This window comes from Kribbella alba, assembly GCF_039529635.1.
Classification (GTDB): domain Bacteria; phylum Actinomycetota; class Actinomycetes; order Propionibacteriales; family Kribbellaceae; genus Kribbella; species Kribbella alba.
In genome coordinates, this window is record NZ_BAAANE010000007.1 from 699,246 (window position 1) to 718,052 (window position 18,807).

Genomic DNA, 18,807 nt, shown 5'->3' on the forward strand with positions numbered 1-18,807 from the left:
GTGTCACGGGCTCCGCGAGTCGTCGCACTCGGCGGCGGGCATGGGCTGGCCGCCTCGTTGTCCGCCCTCCGCCACGTCACGGATCAGCTGACTGCCGTGGTGACGGTCGCCGACAACGGCGGCTCGTCCGGTCGGCTCCGCCGCGAGCTGGGCGTGCTGCCTCCAGGTGATCTGCGGATGGCGCTGGCCGCGTTGTGTCGCGACGACGAGTGGGGCCGCACCTGGGCCAGCGTGCTGCAGCACCGCTTCCGCAGCGACGGCGAGCTGCACGATCACGCGGTCGGCAACCTGCTCATCGTGGCGTTGTGGGAGCTGCTCGGCGAGGCGGTCGACGGTCTCGACTGGGTCGCGCGACTCCTTGGCGCGCAAGGCCGCGTGCTGCCGATGTCGGCCGTTCCGTTGGACATCACCGCGCGCGTGATCGGCCTGGATCCCTTGCATCCCGAGGTGATCACCGAGATCAGGGGCCAGGCCGAGGTGGCGACCACCGAGGGGCAGGTAGTGGACGTCGCACTCGATCCGGCCGACCCTCCGGCCTGCCCGGAAGCCCTGGTCGCGATCGCGGAGGCCGACTGGGTCGTGGTCGGCCCGGGGTCGTGGTTCACCTCGGTGATCCCGAACTTGCTCGTCCCGGCGCTGTCCCGCGGCCTTCAGGAGACCCAGGCGCGCAGACTGCTGACGTTGAACCTCGGCGAACAGAAGGGTGAGACCGACGGCTTCTCCCCGGAGACCCACCTCGAGGTATTGGCCGCGCATGCGCCGGACCTGCGGATCGACGTAGTACTGGCTGACGAGGACCATGTGCCGGACCCCGCGTCGTTGCGCCGTACGGCGGAGTCGCTGGGCGCGGAGCTGGTGATCGCCGACATCGCCGACGACCACCGCCACCTCCACCACGACCCGGTTAAACTCGCCAAGATCTACCGCGAGATCTTCGCCTGACCCGGTTCCAGAAGGACGCCCACTTCCAGAAGCAGGCCCACCTCCAGAAGCGGGCCCACCTCCAGAAGCGGGCCGACTTCGGGAAGCCGGTCTACTTCCGGAAGATCGGCTGCCTGTCCGCGTTGTAGCCGTCGACGGGGTTGTGCACGTTCGAGTCGAACCGCGCGACCTCCCGATCGCGGGAGTCGTAGAAGACGGCCGTGCATATCCTGACCCCCGCCCCACCACCCCGGTCAGGTGCATATCCTGACCCCCGCCCCACCACCCCGGTCAGGTGCATATCCTGACCCTCGCCCCGCCATCCCGGTTCAGGTCGGCCGTAACGGGGAACGGGGTCGGGGAGTTGGATCGGTGCGGGCACGAGGGTCTTTGACAGCAGTGGGAGGATTCCCTACATGGCGATGACAGCACAGGTGAAGTCCGAGCTGACCAGCATCCAGGTCACCAAGCCCTGTTGCCGCAAGGCCGAGGTCTCCTCCGTGCTGCGGTTCGCGGGCGGGCTGCACATCGTGTCCGGCCGGATCGTGGTCGAGGCCGAGCTGGACAGCGGTGCCGCGGCCCGGCGGCTCCGCAAGGACATCGCCGAGATCTTCGGGCACCCGTCGGACGTCGTGGTGATCTCCCCATCGGGGATCCGCAAGCAGACCAAGTACGTCGTGCGCGTCGTCCGCGACGGTGACGCCCTGGCGCGGCAGACGGGCCTCGTGGACAACCGCGGCCGCCCGGTCCGGGGTCTTCCCCCGGCAGTGGTGTCGGGGGCGTCCTGCGACGCCGTGGCGGCCTGGCGTGGAGCCTTCCTCGCGCACGGCTCGCTGACCGAGCCCGGCCGCTCCTCGTCGCTGGAGGTGACCTGCCCGGGCCCCGAGGCGGCGCTGGCGCTCGTGGGTGCCGCGCGGCGCCTCGGTATCGGTTCGAAGGCGCGGGAAGTCCGCAATGTGGACCGCGTCGTGATCCGCGACGGCGACGCGATCGGTGCGCTGCTGACCCGTCTCGGCGCGCACGAGTCGGTGCTGGCGTGGGAGGAGCGCCGGATGCGGCGCGAGGTCCGCGCGACCGCGAACCGGCTCGCGAACTTCGACGACGCGAACCTGCGCCGGTCCGCGCGCGCAGCTGTTGCCGCCGGTGCACGGGTCGAGCGGGCGCTGGAGATCCTCGGTGACGATGTCCCGGATCACCTGCAGGTGGCGGGAAAGCTGCGGCTGGAGCACAAGCAGGCCAGCCTCGAGGAGCTCGGCCAGCTGCACGAGCCGGCGCTGACCAAGGACGCGGTGGCGGGCCGGATCCGGCGGCTGCTGGCGATGGCCGACAAGCGCGCGTCCGACCTCGGCATCCCCAACACCGAGGCGAACCTCACCCCCGACATGCTCGACCCCGCCTGACCCGGATCACCTCGGGTTGTCCGGTGGTCACTGGTCATGAGTGGATGTAACCAGTGGGCCGGGTGGGCGGTTGGGCTAGTGTTTCGGGTGCTAGCAGTACTGCTCGGAGCCACTTTTGAGGAGACGTAGTCCCGTGACCGTTCGCGTAGGTATCAACGGCTTCGGCCGGATCGGCCGTAACTTCTTCCGCGCCGTACAGGCGTCCGGTGCCGACATCGAGGTCGTCGCCGTCAATGACTTGACCGACAACCAGACCCTGGCCCACCTGCTGAAGTACGACTCGATCCTGGGCCGCTTCCCCGGTGACGTGTCCGCGACCGAGACCGACATCAGCGTCAGCGGTCACACCTTCAAGGCGTTCGCCGAGCGCGACCCCGCGAACCTGAAGTGGTCTGATGTGGGCGCCGACATCGTGATCGAGTCGACCGGCTTCTTCACCGACGCCACCAAGGCCAAGACGCACGCCGACAACGGCGCCAAGAAGGTCATCATCTCCGCCCCGGCGAAGAACGAGGACCTGACCGTGGTGATGGGCGTGAACCACGAGCTGTACGACGCCGACCAGCACACGGTCATCTCGAACGCCTCCTGCACCACGAACTGCCTCGCGCCGATGGCCAAGGCCATCCACGACGAGTTCACCATCCAGCAGGGCCTGATGACGACGATCCACGCGTACACCCAGGACCAGAACCTGCAGGACGGTCCGCACCCGGACCTGCGCCGCGCCCGCGCCGCCGCGCTGAACATCGTGCCGACCTCGACCGGTGCCGCCAAGGCGATCGGCCTGGTCCTGCCGGAGCTCAAGGGCAAGCTGGACGGCTACGCGCTGCGCGTGCCGGTGCCGACCGGTTCGGCCACCGACCTGACCATCACCGTCGGCCGTGAGACCTCGGTCGAAGAGGTCAACGCCGCGGTCAAGGCCGCCGCAGAGGGTGGGCTGAAGGGCTACCTGAAGTACACCGAGGACCCGATCGTGTCGACCGACATCGTCACCGACCCGGCCTCCTGCATCTTCGACGCCGGCCTGACCAAGGTGCTCGGCAACCAGGTGAAGGTCGTCGGCTGGTACGACAACGAGTGGGGCTACTCCAACCGCCTCGTCGACCTCGTCACCTACGTCGGCGCCTCGCTCTGACGTTCCTTCCCCACAGCTTGCGTCCGAGGGAGCCCTGGTGCCTCTTCGGGCGCAAGCCTGTTCGACAGAGGATTGCTGAACTGTGAAGACGATCGAAGACCTGGGTGATGTCGCGGGGCTGCGGGTGCTGGTGCGCTCGGACCTGAACGTGCCCATCGACGGTGAGAAGATCGGCGACGACGGCCGCATCCGCGCCAGCGTGCCGACCCTGGTGAAGCTGGCCAGGGCCGGTGCCAAGGTGATCGTGACCGCGCACCTCGGCCGTCCGAAGGGCAAGCCGAACCCGGAGTTCAGCCTCGCCCCGGTCGCCAAGCGGCTGGGCGAGCTGCTGCAGCCCGAGGGCATCAAGGTGCACTTCGCCACCGACGTGACCGGCGACAGCGCACAGGAGAGCGTCCAGGAGCTGGACGAGGGCGAGGTGCTGCTGCTCGAGAACGTCCGGTTCGACCCGCGCGAGGAGAGCAAGGACGACGACGAGCGCAAGGCGCTGGCCGAGGAGCTCGCCGGTCTGGCGGACGTGTTCGTCAGCGACGGTTTCGGCGTGGTCCACCGCAAGCAGGCCAGCGTGTACGACGTGGCGCGTCTGCTTCCGCACGCGGCCGGCGACCTGGTCCTGGCCGAGGTCAACGTGCTGAAGAAGCTCACCGAGGACCCGGCCCGCCCGTACGTCGTCGTACTGGGTGGCGCGAAGGTGTCCGACAAGCTGGCCGTGATCGACAACCTGCTCGCCAAGGCGGACAAGCTGCTGATCGGTGGCGGCATGGTGTTCACCTTCCTCAAGGCCCAGGGCTTCGAGGTCGGCAAGAGCCTGCTCGAGGAGGACCAGCTCGACGCGGTCAGGGGCTACCTGGAGACCGCGAAGGCCAAGGGTGTCGAGATCGTGCTGCCGACCGACATCGTGGTCGCACCCGAGTTCAAGGCGGACGCACCGGCCACGGTCGTCGCCGCGGACGCGATCCCGGCCGACCAGCTCGGCCTGGACATCGGCCCCGACTCCGGCAAGGCGTTCGCCGCCGAGATCGCCGGTGCGCACACCGTCTTCTGGAACGGCCCGATGGGTGTCTTCGAGATGGAGCCGTTCGCCGGGGGGACCAAGGCCGTCGCGCAGGCGTTGACCGAGGTCGACGGGCTCAGCGTGGTGGGTGGTGGCGACTCGGCCGCCGCGGTCCGGCAGCTAGGCTTCGCCGACGACCAGTTCGGGCACATCTCCACCGGTGGTGGCGCGTCGCTCGAATACCTCGAGGGCAAAGAGCTCCCGGGTCTCGCTGTGCTGGAAGAGGACTGACACCTGATGGCTGACAACACCGCTCGCAGGGTTCTGATGGCGGGCAACTGGAAGATGAACGTCAACCATGTCGAGGCCGTGCACCTGCTGCAGAAGCTGAGCTGGACCCTGCAGGACAAGAAGCACGACTTCGAGCGGGTAGAGGTCGCGGTGCTTCCGCCGTACACCGACATCCGCAGCGTGCAGACGCTCGTCGACGGTGACCGGATGAAGATCGTGTACGGCGCGCAGGACGTTTCCCAGCACGACGAGGGTGCGTACACCGGCGAGATCTCGGCGAACATGCTCACCAAGCTCGGCTGCACCTACACGCTGGTCGGGCACTCCGAGCGCCGGCAGTACCACCACGAGGACGACGCGCTGGTCAACGCCAAGGCCGCCAAGGCGCTGGAGAAGGGACTCGTCCCGATCGTCTGTGTGGGTGAGGGGCTGGAGGTCCGCAAGGAGGGCAGGCACGTCGAGCACACGCTCGCCCAGCTGGACGCCGCGTTGGCCGGCCTCAAGCAGGACGACGTCCGCAAGGTCGTCATCGCCTACGAGCCGGTCTGGGCGATCGGCACCGGCGAGGTGGCCACCCCGGAGGACGCGCAGGAGGTCGGCGCCGCGATCCGGGGCCGGCTGGAGGAGACGATCTCACCCGCCGTGGCCGACTCGGTACGGATTCTTTACGGGGGGTCGGTGAAGATGAGCAGCGCAGGTGGCATCATGGCCCAGCCGGATATCGACGGCTGCCTGGTAGGCGGAGCAAGCCTCAAGGTGGACGAGTTCGCCGGTATCTGCCGTTACCTGGACCTTCAGTTAGGCTACTCCTCGTGATTCTCGCTTTCTCGATCGTCGTCGTCATCTGCAGCCTGATCCTCACGCTGCTCGTGCTGCTGCACAAAGGCCGCGGTGGCGGTCTTTCCGACCTGTTCGGTGGCGGGGTCTCGTCCAGTCTGGGCGGATCCTCGGTCGCCGAGCGGAACCTCGACCGGATCACGATCGGCGTCGGGCTGATCTGGTTCGCGGCCATCGTCGCGCTCGGCCTGCTGTACAAGCTCGGCTGAGAGGGGAGTAGCTCCCGTGGCTGGTGGTGGCAGCGCAATTCGTGGTAGCCGGGTCGGCGCCGGACCGATGGGCGAGGCGGAGCGCGGCGACACCGCGCCCCGGCAACGCATCGTGTTCTTCTGTGCCAACGGGCACGAGACCGCGACGGTGTTCGCCGTCGAGGCGGCCATCCCGGAGGCTTGGGACTGTCCGAGGTGCGGTCTACCGACCAGCACCGACGTCAACAACCCACCGCCCCCGCCGAAGATCGAGCCGTACAAGACGCACCTGGCCTACGTGAAGGAACGCCGCAGCGAGCAGGAAGCCGCCGAGATCCTCGAAGAGGCCCTCGAGAAGCTCCGTGCCCGGCGTGCCCGCGGCGAGGTCATCTTCTGATTCACCCGAAGGCCCGGGCAGTCCAGCACACAGGACCGCCCGGGCCTTCGGCATGCCCTACGGGTCGTGACCGGCCCCCACCTGCCGTCAGGTGCGTGGGGCCCGGATGTTGTCGGGGATCTCCGAGGCGGCGGATTCGTCCAGGAGCCAGAGAGTGCGGCTCAGGCCCTTGACGGCCGCGGCCGGGATCTGCGGCCGACCTGCGCCGGACAGGGCGAGGCGAACCGCCTTGGCCTTGTCCTCCCCGGACACCACGAACCACACCTCGTGCGCCCGCGACAACGCCGGGAACGTGAGCGAGATCCTCGTCGGCGGCGGCTTAGGCGACCCGTGTACAGCAACCACGGGCCGGTCGTCGACCTGCAACGCGGGATGCTCGGGGAACAGCGACGCCACGTGCCCGTCCGGACCGACACCGAGCATCAGCACGTCGAACGTCGGCACCCCGTCGCGGTCACCCGGACCAGCCACGGCAGCGAGCTCGGCAGCGTAGGCGTCGGCGGCTTCCTCAGCCGTCTGACCGGTGTCAGCCGGCATCGGATGCACCCGGGCTGGATCGACCTCGACGTGCGACAACAACGCCTCCCGGGCCTGGGTTTCATTGCGTTCGGGGTCGCCGTCGGGCAGGAATCGCTCGTCGCCCCACCAGAACTCCACCCGGCCCCAGTCGATCGCGCTGCGAGCGGGTGACTCCGCCACGGCCCGGTAGACGGCGGCAGCGACGCGACCGCCGGTGAGCACCACCTGCGCGATCTCGCCGCTGCTCTGGACATCGACCAGCCGGGTGATGAAGCGGGCCGCGACGGCGTGGGCGAGACCCTCGGCGTCGCGGTTGACCAGGACCGTGGGCGAACTCATGACCGCCCAGCCACCCTCTTGCCCGCGCTCTTCTTGGCGGCGACCCTCTTGCTCGCGGTCTTCTTCGACGCTGCCGTCTTCTTGGACGCCGCGGTCTTCTTGGACGCCGACGTCTTCTTCGAGGCCGCGGTCTTCTTCGTGGCAGCGGCAGGGGCGGTCGACTTCGAAGCAGCGACCTTCTTCGTCGTGGAGGAAGCCCCCTTCTCAGCGGCTACGGACTTCGCGGCAGGACTGTCCTGCTTCGAGGTCGCGGTCTTCCGCGCGCCGCGCGTCTTCCCAGCCGCCTTCGCCTGCAGCGATCGGGAGGCGGCCTTGCCCTTGACCGCCGTACGTTCGGCGGCCTTCTCCGCGGCGCCCTGAGCAGAACGGCGATCCGCCGAGCTGACCGTCTTCGCCTCGGCCGGCATCTTCTCCCGCTCGACCATGCACCCCAACGTCTGCGCGTACACGTCGTCCGGGTCCAGTCGCCGCAGTTCCTCGGACAACAACTCGGACGTCGTACGCCGCTTCAACGCCACCGGCCGGTCGGGCTGACCCGGAATGCTGAAGGTCGCCACCGCCCCGTCCGGTCGGGTCAGCGCGATCGGACCAGCCGGTGTGAACATCCGTACTGCGGTGATGCCCGGCCCGCGGGAGGTCCTCTGCTCCACGGGTACGCCGAGCCGGCACTGCAGCCAGGCGGCCATCAGGTCCGCGCTCGCGTTGCCCTTGGCAGACACGACCTCGGCACCTCTGACCTTGGTCGGGTACTGGTCCAGTGCGGCGGCCATCAACGCACGCCAAGGCGTCAACCGCGTCCAGGCGAAGTCCGTGTCGCCGGGTTCGTAACCCTCGGCTCGGGCGATGAAGGCATCGGCGGCCCGGCGGGTCGCCGCGGCATCCGTGACGCGACGCCGACCCAACTGGCCCAGCGGGTCCTCGGCAGGCGCCTTCGGCCCGCCGCCCGGCCACCACACGATGACGGGGGAGTCTGGCAGCAGGAGCGGGATGATGACCGACTCCGGCACCTTGGCGAGCTCGCCGTGCAGCCGGAGCAGCACGGCCTCACCGGGGATGCCTTCGCCGACCCGGACCTCCGCGTCCAGGCCGCCCTCGCCGCGGCCGGGCCGCAGGATCGCCACCAGGACACGGGACGGGTGTTCCCGGCCGGCCTCGTTCGCGGCCTTCATCGCGTCGTGGTGGGACGCCTCGTCGACGACCACCACGACCGTGCCGACCATGCCCATCGCCGGCGAGCCCGCGTTGCGGCGGGCCTTGAGCAACGCCGACGCGATCTCGCTAGACGTGGTGCGGGTGAGATCGATGATCATGGCCGCCTCCAGGCGCGTCCGTCGCGGGCGAGCATCTCGAAGGCGGATTGCGGGCCCCAGCTACCGGACGGGTACTGCTCCGGCTTGCCGTGCTCGGCCCAGTAGTTGATCACCGGGTCGAGGATCTTCCAGCCCAGCTCCACCTCGGTGTGTTGCGGGAACAGCGGCGGATCACCGAGCAGGACGTCGAGGATGAGCCGCTCGTAGGCCTCGGGGGACGACTCGGTGAACGACCCGCCGTACGCGAAGTCCATGTTCACGTCGCGGATCTCCATCATCGTGCCCGGCACCTTCGCGCCGAACCGCATGGTGATGCCCTCGTCCGGCTGGATCCGCATCACCAGGGCGTTCTGGCCAAGCTCCTCGGTCTCCGTCTGGCTGAACGGCAGGTGGGGTGCGCGCTTGAACATCACGGCGACCTCGGTGACGCGACGGCCGAGGCGCTTGCCCGTGCGCAGGTAGAACGGCACACCGGCCCAGCGGCGGGTGTCCACGTCGACGCGCAGGGCTGCGAACGTCTCGGTCTTGGAGTCCGGCGGGATCCCGTCCTCCTCCAGATAGCCCTTCACCTTGACGCCACCCGCCCAGCCGGCGGAGTACTGACCGCGGGCGGTGTGCTGGTCGAGTCGCTCCGGCAGCTTCACCGCTGCCAGCACCTTCTTCTTCTCCTGCCGCAGCGACCAGGCGTCGAAGCTGACGGGCTCCTCCATCGCGGTGAGCGCGAGCAGTTGCAGCAGGTGGTTCTGGATCACGTCACGGGCGGCGCCGATGCCGTCGTAGTACCCGGCGCGGCCACCGATGCCGATGTCCTCGGCCATGGTGATCTGCACGTGGTCGACGTAGTGGCTGTTCCAGACCGGCTCGAACATGGAGTTGGCGAAGCGCACCGCCAGCATGTTCTGGACGGTCTCCTTGCCCAGGTAGTGGTCGATCCGGAACACGGCCTCGGGCGGGAACACCGACTCGACCACACGGTTCAGCTCGCGGGCGCTCTTCAGGTCGTGGCCGAACGGCTTCTCGATCACCACCCGCCGCCAGGAGCCCGGCCTCTCCTCGGTCAGCCCGTGCTCCGACAGTTGCCGGACGACCTCCGGGAACAGTCCCGGCGGGATCGACAGGTAGAACGCGTGGTTGCCGCCGGTGCCGCGGTTGACGTCCAGCTCCTCCACGGTCTCCCGCAGCCGCTCGAACGCGGCGTCGTCGGTCAGGTCACCCGGCACGAACCGGAACCCCTCGGCGAGCTGCTGCCAGACCTCCTCGCGGAACGGCGTCCGCGCGTGCTCCTTGACCGAGTCGTGCACGATCTGCGCGAAGTCCTGGTTGGAGAAGTCGCGCCGGGCGAACCCGACGAGCGCGAAACCCGGCGGCAGCAGGCCGCGGTTGGCCAGGTCGTAGACGGCCGGCATCAGCTTCTTGCGCGCCAGGTCGCCGGTGACACCGAAGATCACCAGGCTGCAAGGTCCGGCGATCCGCGGAAGGCGCTTGTCCTGGGGATCCCGGAGCGGGTTCACCGGACGGGGCGCCAGCTCTTCATCGAGCTCTGCGGTCATGTGCCGCTTTCCTCCGACTTATCGTGTGCGTCGAGTAGGGAGATCAACTGCTGTACTCCGGCGGCCGGGTCGGTCAGGTGCAACCGCAGCACCGGGCGACCGCGATCCGCCAGTACCTTGGCGTCTCCGGTTGCCTGCGCGGAGATGAGGGTGCCGAAGGTGAACGGCCGGTCCGGGATCTCGACGTCGATCGACTCCGAACCGGTGATCTGCAGGAAGACGCCCTGCGGGTGGCCGCCCTTGTGGTACTGGCCGGTGGAATGCAAGAACCGCGGGCCCCAGCCGAAGGTGACGGGACGGCCGGTGCGGGTGGCCAGCGCGGGCCGGATCGCCATCAGGTTCTCGTCGCGCTCGGAGTCCAGGTACGCCATGACTGCGAGGTACCCATCGGCGGCGAGCTTGCTCAGGAGGGAGTCGATCGCACCCTGCACGCTGTCGATGCCGTCCAGCAGGCCCTCGGTGGCGCGGACCTCGACGACACCGTCGGTGAAGGCGGCAGGCTCCGGCTCGGGCTGTGCGTCCAGCAGACCTCGTGCGGCCTGCTTGGCGCTCTCCACGTCCGGCTGGTCGAACGGGTTGATCCCCAGCAGGTAGCCGGCCACAGCAGTAGCCGTCTCCCACAGCAGGAACTGCCCGCCAAGCGACCCCGACGTCAGAGCGGTCGGTACGTCGCTGGTGGCCTTGTCCGCGAGTAGTGCGTGGACGATGTCCGGCAGGTTGTTGTGGAGCTCAGGCGCGTGCATGCCCTTCACAGCGACAGGCAACACCCCCGTGCCGTTCTTGCCGGTGCTCTCAGCGATCAGTTGCTCGGCCCAGTCGGGGAAGCCGACGATGTCCGAGCCGTCCGATGCCACGATGGCCTTGTCCCGCCCAGGACTGGCAGCCAGTACTGCGCCCAGCAGCAGCGCAGGGTTGTCCGCGGAGTCGGCCTGAAGCGCGGGTGCTGCCTCAGCGGCCTGGTCGAGCAGTTCGGCCACATCGGCCCCGGCCAGAGCCGAGGGAACCAGGCCGAACGCTGTCAGGGCGCTGTAGCGGCCGCCGACGTGCGGGTCGGCCAGGAAGGTCTTCCGGTAGCCCTCGTCCTCCGAGAGCTTCTGAAAGGGTGAGCCCGGGTCGGTGACGACGACGATCCGCGAAGGCGCGTCGATCCCGGCGTCGGTGAACGCCTTGATGAACACCCGGCGCTGGCTGTCGGTCTCGACCGTGCCGCCGGACTTGCTCGACACCACCAGGACAGTGCGCTGGAGGTCGCCGGCAAGCGCCCGTGCGATCACGCTCGGGTTGGTCGAGTCCAGTACTACGAGCTCGACCCCGGCCGTCCGGGTGATCACCTCGGGAGCCAGCGAGGAACCGCCCATCCCGGCCAGCACGATCCGGTCCAGGCCCTCCGACCGCAGATCCGCCTGCAGCGCCTCGAGCTCGGCGAGCAGCGGCCGCGACGTCTCGTGCAGGTCGACCCAGTTCAGCCGGACGGAGGCCTCGGACTCGGCCTCCGGACCCCAGATGCTGGCGTCCTTGGCGGCGATCCGGGAGGCGATCTTCTCCGACACCAGCCGGTCGATCGTCTCCGTCCAGTCGCCGTTCTCGGTGCGAACGGTGGGGGTGCTCACTTTGCGGCCGCCTTCTTCAGGGCCGAGGTGACGGTGTCCTGCAGTTCGGTCCAGGACGCCTCGAACTTGCTCACACCCTCGTCCTCGAGCACCTGCACGACCTGGTCGTAGGAGATACCCAGCCCTTCGAGGTCCGCGATCACCTTGCGGGCCTCGTCGTAAGTGCCGCGCACGGTGTCACCCTTGACCTCGCCGTGGTCGGCGAAGGCGTCGATGGTTGCCTGCGGCATCGTGTTGACCACGCCGCTGGTGACCAGCTCCTCGACGTACATGGTGTCCTTGTACGACGGGTCCTTGACGCCGGTGGACGCCCACAGCGGGCGCTGCGGCTTGGCGCCGACGGTCTCGATCTCGCGCCAGCGGTCGGTTGCGAAGACCTCTTCGTACACCTCGAAGGCGAGCCGTGCGTTGGCGATCGCGGCCTTGCCCTTCAGGGCCTTCGCCTCATCGGTTCCGATGGCATCGAGCCGCTTGTCGACCTCGGTGTCGACCCGGCTGACGAAGAAGGAAGCCACGCTGCCCAGCTTGGTGACGTCGTGGCCGTTGTCGATCGCCTTCTCGACACCGGTCAGGAACGCGTCCGCGACGGCCTTGTAGCGGTCCAGCGAGAAGATCAGCGTCACGTTCACGCTGATGCCTTCCGCTAGCGTCGCCGTGATCGCCGGGATGCCCTCCTTGGTGGCCGGGATCTTGATGAAGACGTTCTCCCGTCCGACGATCTCCCACAGCTCCTTGGCCTGGTTGATCGTCTTCTCGGTGTCCCGGGCGAGACCGGGCTCGACCTCGATCGAGACCCGGCCGTCGACGCCGTCCGTGTCGTCGTACACCGGCTTGAAGAGGTCGGCGGCGTCGCGGACGTCGCCGGTGGTGATGACCCGGATCGCCTCGTCGGTGGACACGCCCTCGGCGGCCAGCCGGGCCACCTGCTCGGCGTACGCGCCGGCGTCGGAGATCGCCTTGGCGAAGATCGTCGGGTTGGTGGTCACCCCGCTGACGTGCTGGTCATGGATCATGCCTTCCAGGTTGCCGCTGGTCAGCCGCTGCCGGGACAGGTCGTCCAGCCAGATGGAGACGCCTGCGTCGACTAGTTCCTTCAAACGATCAGTCATGGTCCGAAGCCTCCGGATGTTCTGTTGTGGGTTGTTCAGTTGCGCTCGTTGGTGGCGTCGGCGTCCGGGTCGGCGCTCACACTCGGATCGTCGCCGGGCCCGACCGGACCCGCGGCTGCGCGACCGGCCGGAGCACCGGAGCCACCGAGCTCGGCGGCTGCGGCGATGCTGTCCCTGGCGGCCTGTACGACGGCGTCGGCGGTGATGCCGAACTCCTTGTACAGCACCTTGTAGTCGGCCGAAGCACCGAAGTGCTCCAGGCTCACGATGCGCCCGGCGTCACCGACGATCTCGCGCCAGCCCTGCGCGACGCCGGCCTCGACCGACACCCGGGCCCGGATCGCGGGCGGGATGACCTCGTCGCGGTAGGCGGAGTCCTGCTCGTCGAACCATTCACGGCTGACCATCGAGACGACCCGGGCCTTGATGCCCTCCTCGGCCAGCTTCGTCCGGGCCTCGACCGCGAGCTGCAGCTCGGAGCCGGTGCCGATCAGGACGACGTCCGGGGTGCCATCGGCATCGATCAGGGTGTAGCCACCCTTGGCCACGTTCTCCGTGGTCGCGAAGCCGTCAGTACCGCGCGGGAAGGTCGGCACGTTCTGCCGGGTCAGCGCGAGACCGGCCGGCCGGTCGGTGTGCTCCAGTACCGCGGCCCAGGCAGCCGCGGTCTCGTTGGCATCAGCGGGGCGAACCACGTCGAGGCCGGGGATCGCCCGCAGTGCCGCCAGCTGCTCCACCGGCTGGTGGGTCGGGCCGTCCTCGCCGAGGCCGATCGAGTCGTGCGTCCAGACGTAGGTGACGGGGAGCTTCATCAGCGCGGCCAGCCGGACCGCCGGGCGCATGTAGTCGCTGAAGATGAGGAACGTGCCGCCGTACGGGCGGGTGCCGCCGTGCAGGGTGATCCCGTTCAGGGTCGAGCCCATCGCGTGCTCACGGATGCCGAAGTGCAGCACGCGGCCGTACTCGTTGCCCTGGAACTCCTTGGTGGCGTGCTCGGCCGGGATGAACGACGGCTCACCCTTCGGGGTCGTGTTGTTCGAACCGGCCAGGTCGGCCGAACCGCCCCAGAGCTCGGGCAGCACCGGCGCGAGCTTGGTGAGCACCTCGCCGGAGGCGGCCCGGGTGGCGACACCCTTCGGGTCGGCCTCCCAGCTGGGCAGTGCGTCCTTCCAGCCGGCCGGCAGCTCGCGCTTCTCCAGCCGGGCGAAGAGCGCAGCGCGCTCCGGCGCCGCGGCTGCCCAGGCCTCGAACTTCTTCGTCCACTCCGCCTGGAGTGCCTTGCCCCGATCGATGGCGTGCCGGGTGTGGTCGATGATGTCCGCGGCGACGTCGAAGCTCTTCTCCGGGTCGAAGCCCAGGATCTTCTTGGTCGCGGCCACCTCTTCGGCCCCTGCGGCCGAGCCGTGGATCTTGCCGGTGTTCTGCTTGTTCGGTGCCGGCCAGCCGATGATCGTGCGCAGCCGGATGAAGGTCGGCTTGTCGGTGACCGCGTTCCCGGCCAGGATCGCGTCGTACAGCGCCTCGACGTCCTCCTCATAGCCGGTGCCGCCGTTGGTCCAGTCGACGTCATGGACGTCCCAGCCGTACGCCGCGTAGCGGGCCGCGACGTCCTCGGAGAACGCGATGTTGGTGTCGTCCTCGATCGAGATCCGGTTGTCGTCGTAGATCAGCGTCAGGTTGCCCAGCTTCTGGTGGCCGGCCAGCGAGGAGGCCTCCGAGGAGACGCCCTCCTCCAGGTCGCCGTCCGAGGCGATCGCGTAGATGTGGTGGTCGAACAGGCTCTCGCCCTTGGCCGTCTCCGGGTCGAACAGGCCGCGCTCGCGGCGGCTGGCCATCGCCATCCCGACCGCGTTCCCGACACCCTGGCCGAGCGGACCGGTGGTGGTCTCGACGCCCTTGGTGTGGCCGTGCTCCGGGTGGCCCGGGGTCAGGCTGCCCCAGGTCCGCAGCGCCTTGAGGTCGTCCAGCTCGAGACCGTACCCGGCGTAGTAGAGCTGGATGTAGAGGGTGAGGCTGGAGTGTCCGGCGGACAGCACGAACCGGTCGCGACCGGCCCAGGTCGGGTCGGCCGGGTTGTGCCGCATCACCTTCTGGTACAGCAGATACGCGGCGGGGGCGAGGCTCATCGCAGTACCGGGGTGGCCGTTGCCGACCTTCTCCACAGCATCCAGCGCGAGCACCCGCACGGTGTCGACCGCGCGCTTGTCGAGCTCGGTCCAGTCAAGCTTGGGGCTGGTCTTCTCCGTCACGCCGGCGGCGCTCCTCTCGATGGCTGCGAACACTCCGTCTGGTCGGTGTCCAGGGGCTGTCCGGGCCTGGCTCTCCCACGCCTTGCGCGCCCCCGCGCACCACCGTGAGCGAGCCTACTCGCCTGCTCCGGCTCAAACCCTCCATACCTCGGCAACCCGGCTTGTCCCCACCTTGTTCCCAGGTCCGGCCGCCCGTCTGCCATGTCACACAGTTCCCGGTGGCGTCCTTCTCATTCCTGCCCTGCCTCTTATCCCATGCCTTGATTACCGCAGCCCGACGACCGCGTTACCGCGGTGGCGCGGTTGGCCGTCAGACTGCCGTTCGCGCCGGCCGCCAGGGCTGCCCAGTGGCTGCGTGTGGGTGGGTGCGTGGGACTCCTACGGGCAGTCGTAGACTGTCGAACCGTCAGCGCCGCAACCGGCGTCATCCCACTCAGTTCGAGGTGTTCGTGACGGCCGTCGACCCGCGTCCAACCGCGACGACGTCGTACCCGGCGCCGCTGCCGACCGACGCATCCCTGCAGCTCGAGCAGTCTCAGGAGATGACCAGCCCGTCGGTGCGCGACGTGATCAAGGCGTACGTCGGTCTGACCAAGCCGCGCATCATCGAGCTCCTGCTGATCACGACCGTGCCGGTGATGTTCCTGGCCGCGGGCGGCGTTCCGGGGCTCGGGGTGGTCGCGGCGACCCTGGTGGGCGGCATCCTCGCCGCCGGCAGCGCCAACACCATCAACTGCGTGCTCGACCGCGACATCGACGAGCAGATGCGCCGCACCCGCCGCCGGCCGCTCCCGCGGCACGCGGTCAGTCCGCGCTCGGCGACGATCTTCGGGGTCGCGCTGGGCATCCTGGCCACGCTCGAGCTCGGCCTGCTGGTCAACTGGCTCTCGTCGATCCTGGCCCTGGCGGCGAACGCGTTCTACGTCTTCGGCTACACGATGATCCTGAAGCGCCGGACCGTCCAGAACATCGTGTGGGGCGGTATCGCCGGCTGTTTCCCGACCCTGATCGGCTGGACCTCGGTCACCAACGAACTGGCCTGGACCCCGCTTGTCCTGTTCGGCGTGGTCTTCTTCTGGACCCCGCCGCACACCTGGGCGCTGGCGATGCGCTACCGCGAGGACTACGCGTCGGTCGACGTCCCCATGCTCCCGGTGGTGGCGACACCGGTCGCCACGGCGCGTCAGATCCTTGCATACAGCATCGTCATGGTGATCACCTCGCTCGTGCTCTGGCCGGTCGCCGACACTGGCTTCGTCTACCCGCTGGCAGCCGTGATCCTGGGCGTGGTCTTCCTCCGCGAAGCCTTCGCTCTGCTCGCCCGGGCCCACACCGGAGCCGAAGGCGCAGCCCTCCGCCCGATGCGCCTGTTCCACTTCTCCAACATCTATCTCGCCCTGCTTTTCATTGCCGCGGCCATCGATCCGCTGCTGCACTGATCCCCGCGGGCCCCACCCGAGGGGTTGCCCCCTGAAGTTGTTGGTTGCCCCCTGAGATTTTCGTGGGGCAACCCACCAGCTGAAGGGCCAACCCACCAGCTGAAGGGCCAACCCACCATCTGGAGGGCCAACCTCGGCGCGAGGGATGGTTGCTGGGGGCATCGAAGAGGTGCACGAGGTGTGAAGGTGCTGATACGGAGCGTTGCAAGTAGGCGGTCGCCCGCGGGCGGTCCACGGATCGGTGGGGAGTCGGCCCGTTGACCTGTTGGGATCCCGGTGTTGCCATGGAGGGTCGGTGGAATCGTTCCACGCTGGGGAGGACGGGACGCAAGGGGGCACGTCGTGGGGGTCGCAAAAGCACGTATAGCGGCGGTATCCGCCGTAGCACTCGTCAGCACCGCTGTGCTCGCAGCCGGACCAGCTGGGGCCACTGGTGACGGCCGTAGCCACGGTCAAAGCCTCAAACCGGTCGTGACCAAGCTCAACGGGCCTCGCGGAGTCGCACTCACGAAGGACGGCAGCAAGGTCGTCTACAGCGTGGGCGACGGGACTGTGTACCAAGCCTCGGCCTACGGCACGAACAAACACATCAAGAAGCTGGGCAAGGTCCAGGGCGCCGGCGGCATCGCGCCTGCGGTCGACACCAACGCCTGGGGTACGACGTACGCGCTGACTGGTGCCGGTGTAGGGGGGCCTGGAAGCAAGCCCCCGAAGGGTGGCCAGACGTTGTACAAGCTGCGGCCGGGCAAGTCGCCGGTGAAGGTCGCGAACATCGCCAAGTACCAGGCGCACGACCCCGACCCGTACAACCGGGCCGACAGCCCGACGGAATCCAACCCGTTCGGCGTCGCGGCCCTGAAGGACGGCACGGTGCTCGTGTCCGATGCCGCCAACAACGACCTGCTCAGGGTCTGGCCGAACGGCCATATCCAGACGGTGGCGCGGCTCAAGCCGCGGTGGGTCAAGGTCCCGTCCGGTCTGAAGGGCGCGCCTCCTGCCGGGTCGAACTTCCTGGCCGAAGCGGTCGCGACCTCAGTGACCGTCGGTTCGGACGGTTACTACTACGTAGGCGAGCTCCGGGGCTTCCCGGCCACGCCTGGTACGTCGGAGATCTGGCGGATCAAGCCGGGATCGAAGGGCGCGGTGTGCGACCCGAAGCATCCGTACAAGGGCAACTGTCAGCGGTACGCGGACGGCTACACGTCGATCGTCGACCTGGCGGGCGGACCGCACGGCACGCTGGCCGTGGTCCAGCTCGCTAGGAACAGTTGGCTGAAGTGGGAGCAGAGCGGTAACCCGCCTTCCCCGACCGGGTCGGCGGCCATCGGCTCGCTCTACCTGCAGTACCCCGGCAAGCACCACAAGGCCGGCTACAAGAAGGAACTTGTTCGCGGCAAGCTCCACCTGCCAGGCGGTACAGCCATCAGCAAGCACGGCGTGGTCTACGTCGCGGGGCCGGTCTTCGGTCCTGGCTCAGTTTCCAAGGTGAAGTAGTACCTCAAGACGACCCGGGGCGTCCGGCCGCTGGCGGGCCGGGCGCTCCGGGTCCCACCCCCAAGGGCCGCACTAGGTAGCGGGCGTCCCGCGTTCGGCGTACACGGCGGTCACCAACGCGATCAGCACGGCCGCGAAGAACATATGGATGAGCACCAGCCCCCACGGCAACCCCGTGAAGTACTGCGTGAAGCCCACCGCGCCCTGCAACAACTCCATCGCCAGCAGCCAGGCAGCGAGCTTTCGCAAGGTCCGTGAGGTCGCGGTGACCCGGGTCGCGATCACCAAGGCGATCGTGACGCCCAGCAACGCGAACACCGAATCCGCGTGCAACTGACTGATCACCGTCTCGTCGAAACCGTTCCGGCCGGTCTCCGGATCACCGGAGTGCGGACCGGCCCCCGTGACGAGGGTGCCAACGGCAACAACCAGCCAGACCGCCACCACACAAGCAGTTGCCAGCGCGCGAACCACTGGGGGAGTGTGCGGGTAGGGGCTGGTCCGGGACCGGCGCATCATCGACACCGTGAGCGTGATGATGATCGGTGAGACCAGGAAGTGCGCCGAAACGATCCACGGGTTCAGCCCGGTGAGCACGCTCACCCCACCGATCACCGCCTGTAGCGGGATGCCCAGCGCGGCCGCAGTCGCCAGCCTGCGCAGATCCGTACGCCGCGGCCGGTACCGCATCACCACCAGCCAGGTGGCGATCGCGATGACCCCGACGACGAAGCCGAGCATCCGGTTGCCGAACTCGATCGCGCCGTGGATACCCAGCGCGCTGTGCGGCACGTACGACGAGTCGGTGCACGACGGCCAGGTCGGGCAGCCCAGACCTGACCCGGTGAGCCGGACCAGTCCACCCGTCACCACGATGCCGATGTTGGCCGCCACAGAGGCCCAGCCCCAGCGCCGGACAGCGTCAAGGCTCGGCTTGGGCACCAGCCGCCAGAATCCGGTGACGGGATCGGTTTCGCGGGTCGGGGTCTGGGTGGTCACCGGCACACTCTAGAGAATGGTTC

The 18,807-nt window shown here is 68.6% G+C and carries 16 protein-coding genes; 9 read left to right on the forward strand and 7 right to left on the reverse strand.

Features of this window, described 5'->3' with window-relative positions; all coding sequences use genetic code 11:
• From ABD210_RS21175 to ABD210_RS21205, 7 genes are all read left to right on the forward strand, one after another.
• Entirely contained in the window at positions 1-942 is a 942-nt protein-coding gene (locus ABD210_RS21175; RefSeq protein WP_344113590.1) for a gluconeogenesis factor YvcK family protein, read from the forward strand.
• Positions 943-1,337: 395 nt separating this feature from the next.
• Positions 1,338-2,321, forward strand: coding sequence for a DNA-binding protein WhiA (whiA, locus tag ABD210_RS21180; protein ID WP_270138945.1), 984 nt, complete (start codon positions 1,338-1,340; stop codon positions 2,319-2,321).
• A 133-nt stretch (positions 2,322-2,454) separates the two neighbouring features.
• Positions 2,455-3,459, forward strand: a complete 1,005-nt coding sequence (gene gap / locus ABD210_RS21185) for a type I glyceraldehyde-3-phosphate dehydrogenase (RefSeq protein ID WP_344113591.1) — start codon at positions 2,455-2,457, stop codon at positions 3,457-3,459.
• Positions 3,460-3,541: 82 nt separating this feature from the next.
• The gene (locus tag ABD210_RS21190; protein ID WP_344113592.1) at positions 3,542-4,744 is read left to right on the forward strand and encodes a phosphoglycerate kinase; all 1,203 of its coding nucleotides are present in this window, start codon (positions 3,542-3,544) and stop codon (positions 4,742-4,744) included.
• Positions 4,745-4,750: 6 nt separating this feature from the next.
• Positions 4,751-5,560, forward strand: coding sequence for a triose-phosphate isomerase (gene tpiA, locus ABD210_RS21195; RefSeq protein ID WP_344113593.1), 810 nt, complete (start codon positions 4,751-4,753; stop codon positions 5,558-5,560).
• Positions 5,557-5,790 carry a preprotein translocase subunit SecG gene (secG, locus tag ABD210_RS21200; RefSeq protein ID WP_145811694.1) on the forward strand — a complete coding sequence of 78 codons (234 nt, stop codon included), beginning with the start codon at positions 5,557-5,559 and terminating at the stop codon, positions 5,788-5,790. The genes tpiA and secG overlap by 4 nt, the downstream gene beginning before the upstream one ends.
• 16 nt (positions 5,791-5,806) lie before the next feature.
• On the forward strand, positions 5,807-6,166 hold the full coding sequence (locus ABD210_RS21205; protein WP_131515924.1) for an RNA polymerase-binding protein RbpA: 360 nt from the start codon (positions 5,807-5,809) through the stop codon (positions 6,164-6,166).
• 87 nt (positions 6,167-6,253) lie between these two features.
• On the opposite strand, the gene pgl is transcribed toward ABD210_RS21205, so the two are convergent.
• The 6 genes from pgl to tkt are packed head-to-tail and all read right to left on the reverse strand — an operon-like array spanning position 6,254 to position 14,852.
• Positions 6,254-7,024 carry a 6-phosphogluconolactonase gene (gene pgl / locus ABD210_RS21210; RefSeq protein WP_344113596.1) on the reverse strand — a complete coding sequence of 257 codons (771 nt, stop codon included), beginning with the start codon at positions 7,022-7,024 and terminating at the stop codon, positions 6,254-6,256.
• Positions 7,021-8,334 carry a glucose-6-phosphate dehydrogenase assembly protein OpcA gene (locus ABD210_RS21215; RefSeq protein WP_344113597.1) on the reverse strand — a complete coding sequence of 438 codons (1,314 nt, stop codon included), beginning with the start codon at positions 8,332-8,334 and terminating at the stop codon, positions 7,021-7,023. The genes pgl and ABD210_RS21215 overlap by 4 nt, the downstream gene beginning before the upstream one ends.
• On the reverse strand, positions 8,331-9,884 hold the full coding sequence (zwf, locus tag ABD210_RS21220) for a glucose-6-phosphate dehydrogenase (RefSeq protein WP_344113599.1): 1,554 nt from the start codon (positions 9,882-9,884) through the stop codon (positions 8,331-8,333). Before zwf ends, ABD210_RS21215 begins: the two co-directional genes overlap by 4 nt.
• Complete coding sequence (locus ABD210_RS21225) at positions 9,881-11,494, reverse strand: glucose-6-phosphate isomerase (RefSeq protein WP_344113601.1); 1,614 nt, start codon at positions 11,492-11,494, stop codon at positions 9,881-9,883. Before ABD210_RS21225 ends, zwf begins: the two co-directional genes overlap by 4 nt.
• Positions 11,491-12,603, reverse strand: coding sequence for a transaldolase (gene tal / locus ABD210_RS21230; protein WP_344113602.1), 1,113 nt, complete (start codon positions 12,601-12,603; stop codon positions 11,491-11,493). Before tal ends, ABD210_RS21225 begins: the two co-directional genes overlap by 4 nt.
• Before the next feature lie 35 nt (positions 12,604-12,638).
• Positions 12,639-14,852 (reverse strand): transketolase, encoded by a 2,214-nt coding sequence (gene tkt / locus ABD210_RS21235; protein ID WP_344113604.1) that lies wholly within the window; start codon positions 14,850-14,852, stop codon positions 12,639-12,641.
• A gap of 443 nt (positions 14,853-15,295) precedes the next feature.
• On the opposite strand from tkt, the gene ABD210_RS21240 reads away from it, so the two are divergent.
• Positions 15,296-16,291, forward strand: a complete 996-nt coding sequence (locus tag ABD210_RS21240; RefSeq protein WP_425552694.1) for a heme o synthase — start codon at positions 15,296-15,298, stop codon at positions 16,289-16,291.
• A 471-nt stretch (positions 16,292-16,762) separates the two neighbouring features.
• Entirely contained in the window at positions 16,763-17,785 is a 1,023-nt protein-coding gene (locus ABD210_RS21245) for a ScyD/ScyE family protein (protein WP_344113605.1), read from the forward strand.
• A gap of 72 nt (positions 17,786-17,857) precedes the next feature.
• Here the strand turns inward: ABD210_RS21245 and ABD210_RS21250 are convergent, their stop codons facing one another.
• The gene (locus tag ABD210_RS21250; protein WP_344113606.1) at positions 17,858-18,784 is read right to left on the reverse strand and encodes a COX15/CtaA family protein; all 927 of its coding nucleotides are present in this window, start codon (positions 18,782-18,784) and stop codon (positions 17,858-17,860) included.
• Between the last annotated feature and the right edge of the window lie 23 nt (positions 18,785-18,807).

Coding starts and splice junctions, on each gene's coding strand:
- tal (WP_344113602.1), bottom strand. CDS start 12,603: ATGACTGATCGTTTGAAGGAACTAGTCGACGCAGGCGTCTCCATCTGG.
- zwf (WP_344113599.1), bottom strand. CDS start 9,884: ATGACCGCAGAGCTCGATGAAGAGCTGGCGCCCCGTCCGGTGAACCCG.
- tpiA (WP_344113593.1), top strand. CDS start 4,751: ATGGCTGACAACACCGCTCGCAGGGTTCTGATGGCGGGCAACTGGAAG.
- pgl (WP_344113596.1), bottom strand. CDS start 7,024: ATGAGTTCGCCCACGGTCCTGGTCAACCGCGACGCCGAGGGTCTCGCC.
- whiA (WP_270138945.1), top strand. CDS start 1,338: ATGGCGATGACAGCACAGGTGAAGTCCGAGCTGACCAGCATCCAGGTC.
- ABD210_RS21215 (WP_344113597.1), bottom strand. CDS start 8,334: ATGATCATCGATCTCACCCGCACCACGTCTAGCGAGATCGCGTCGGCG.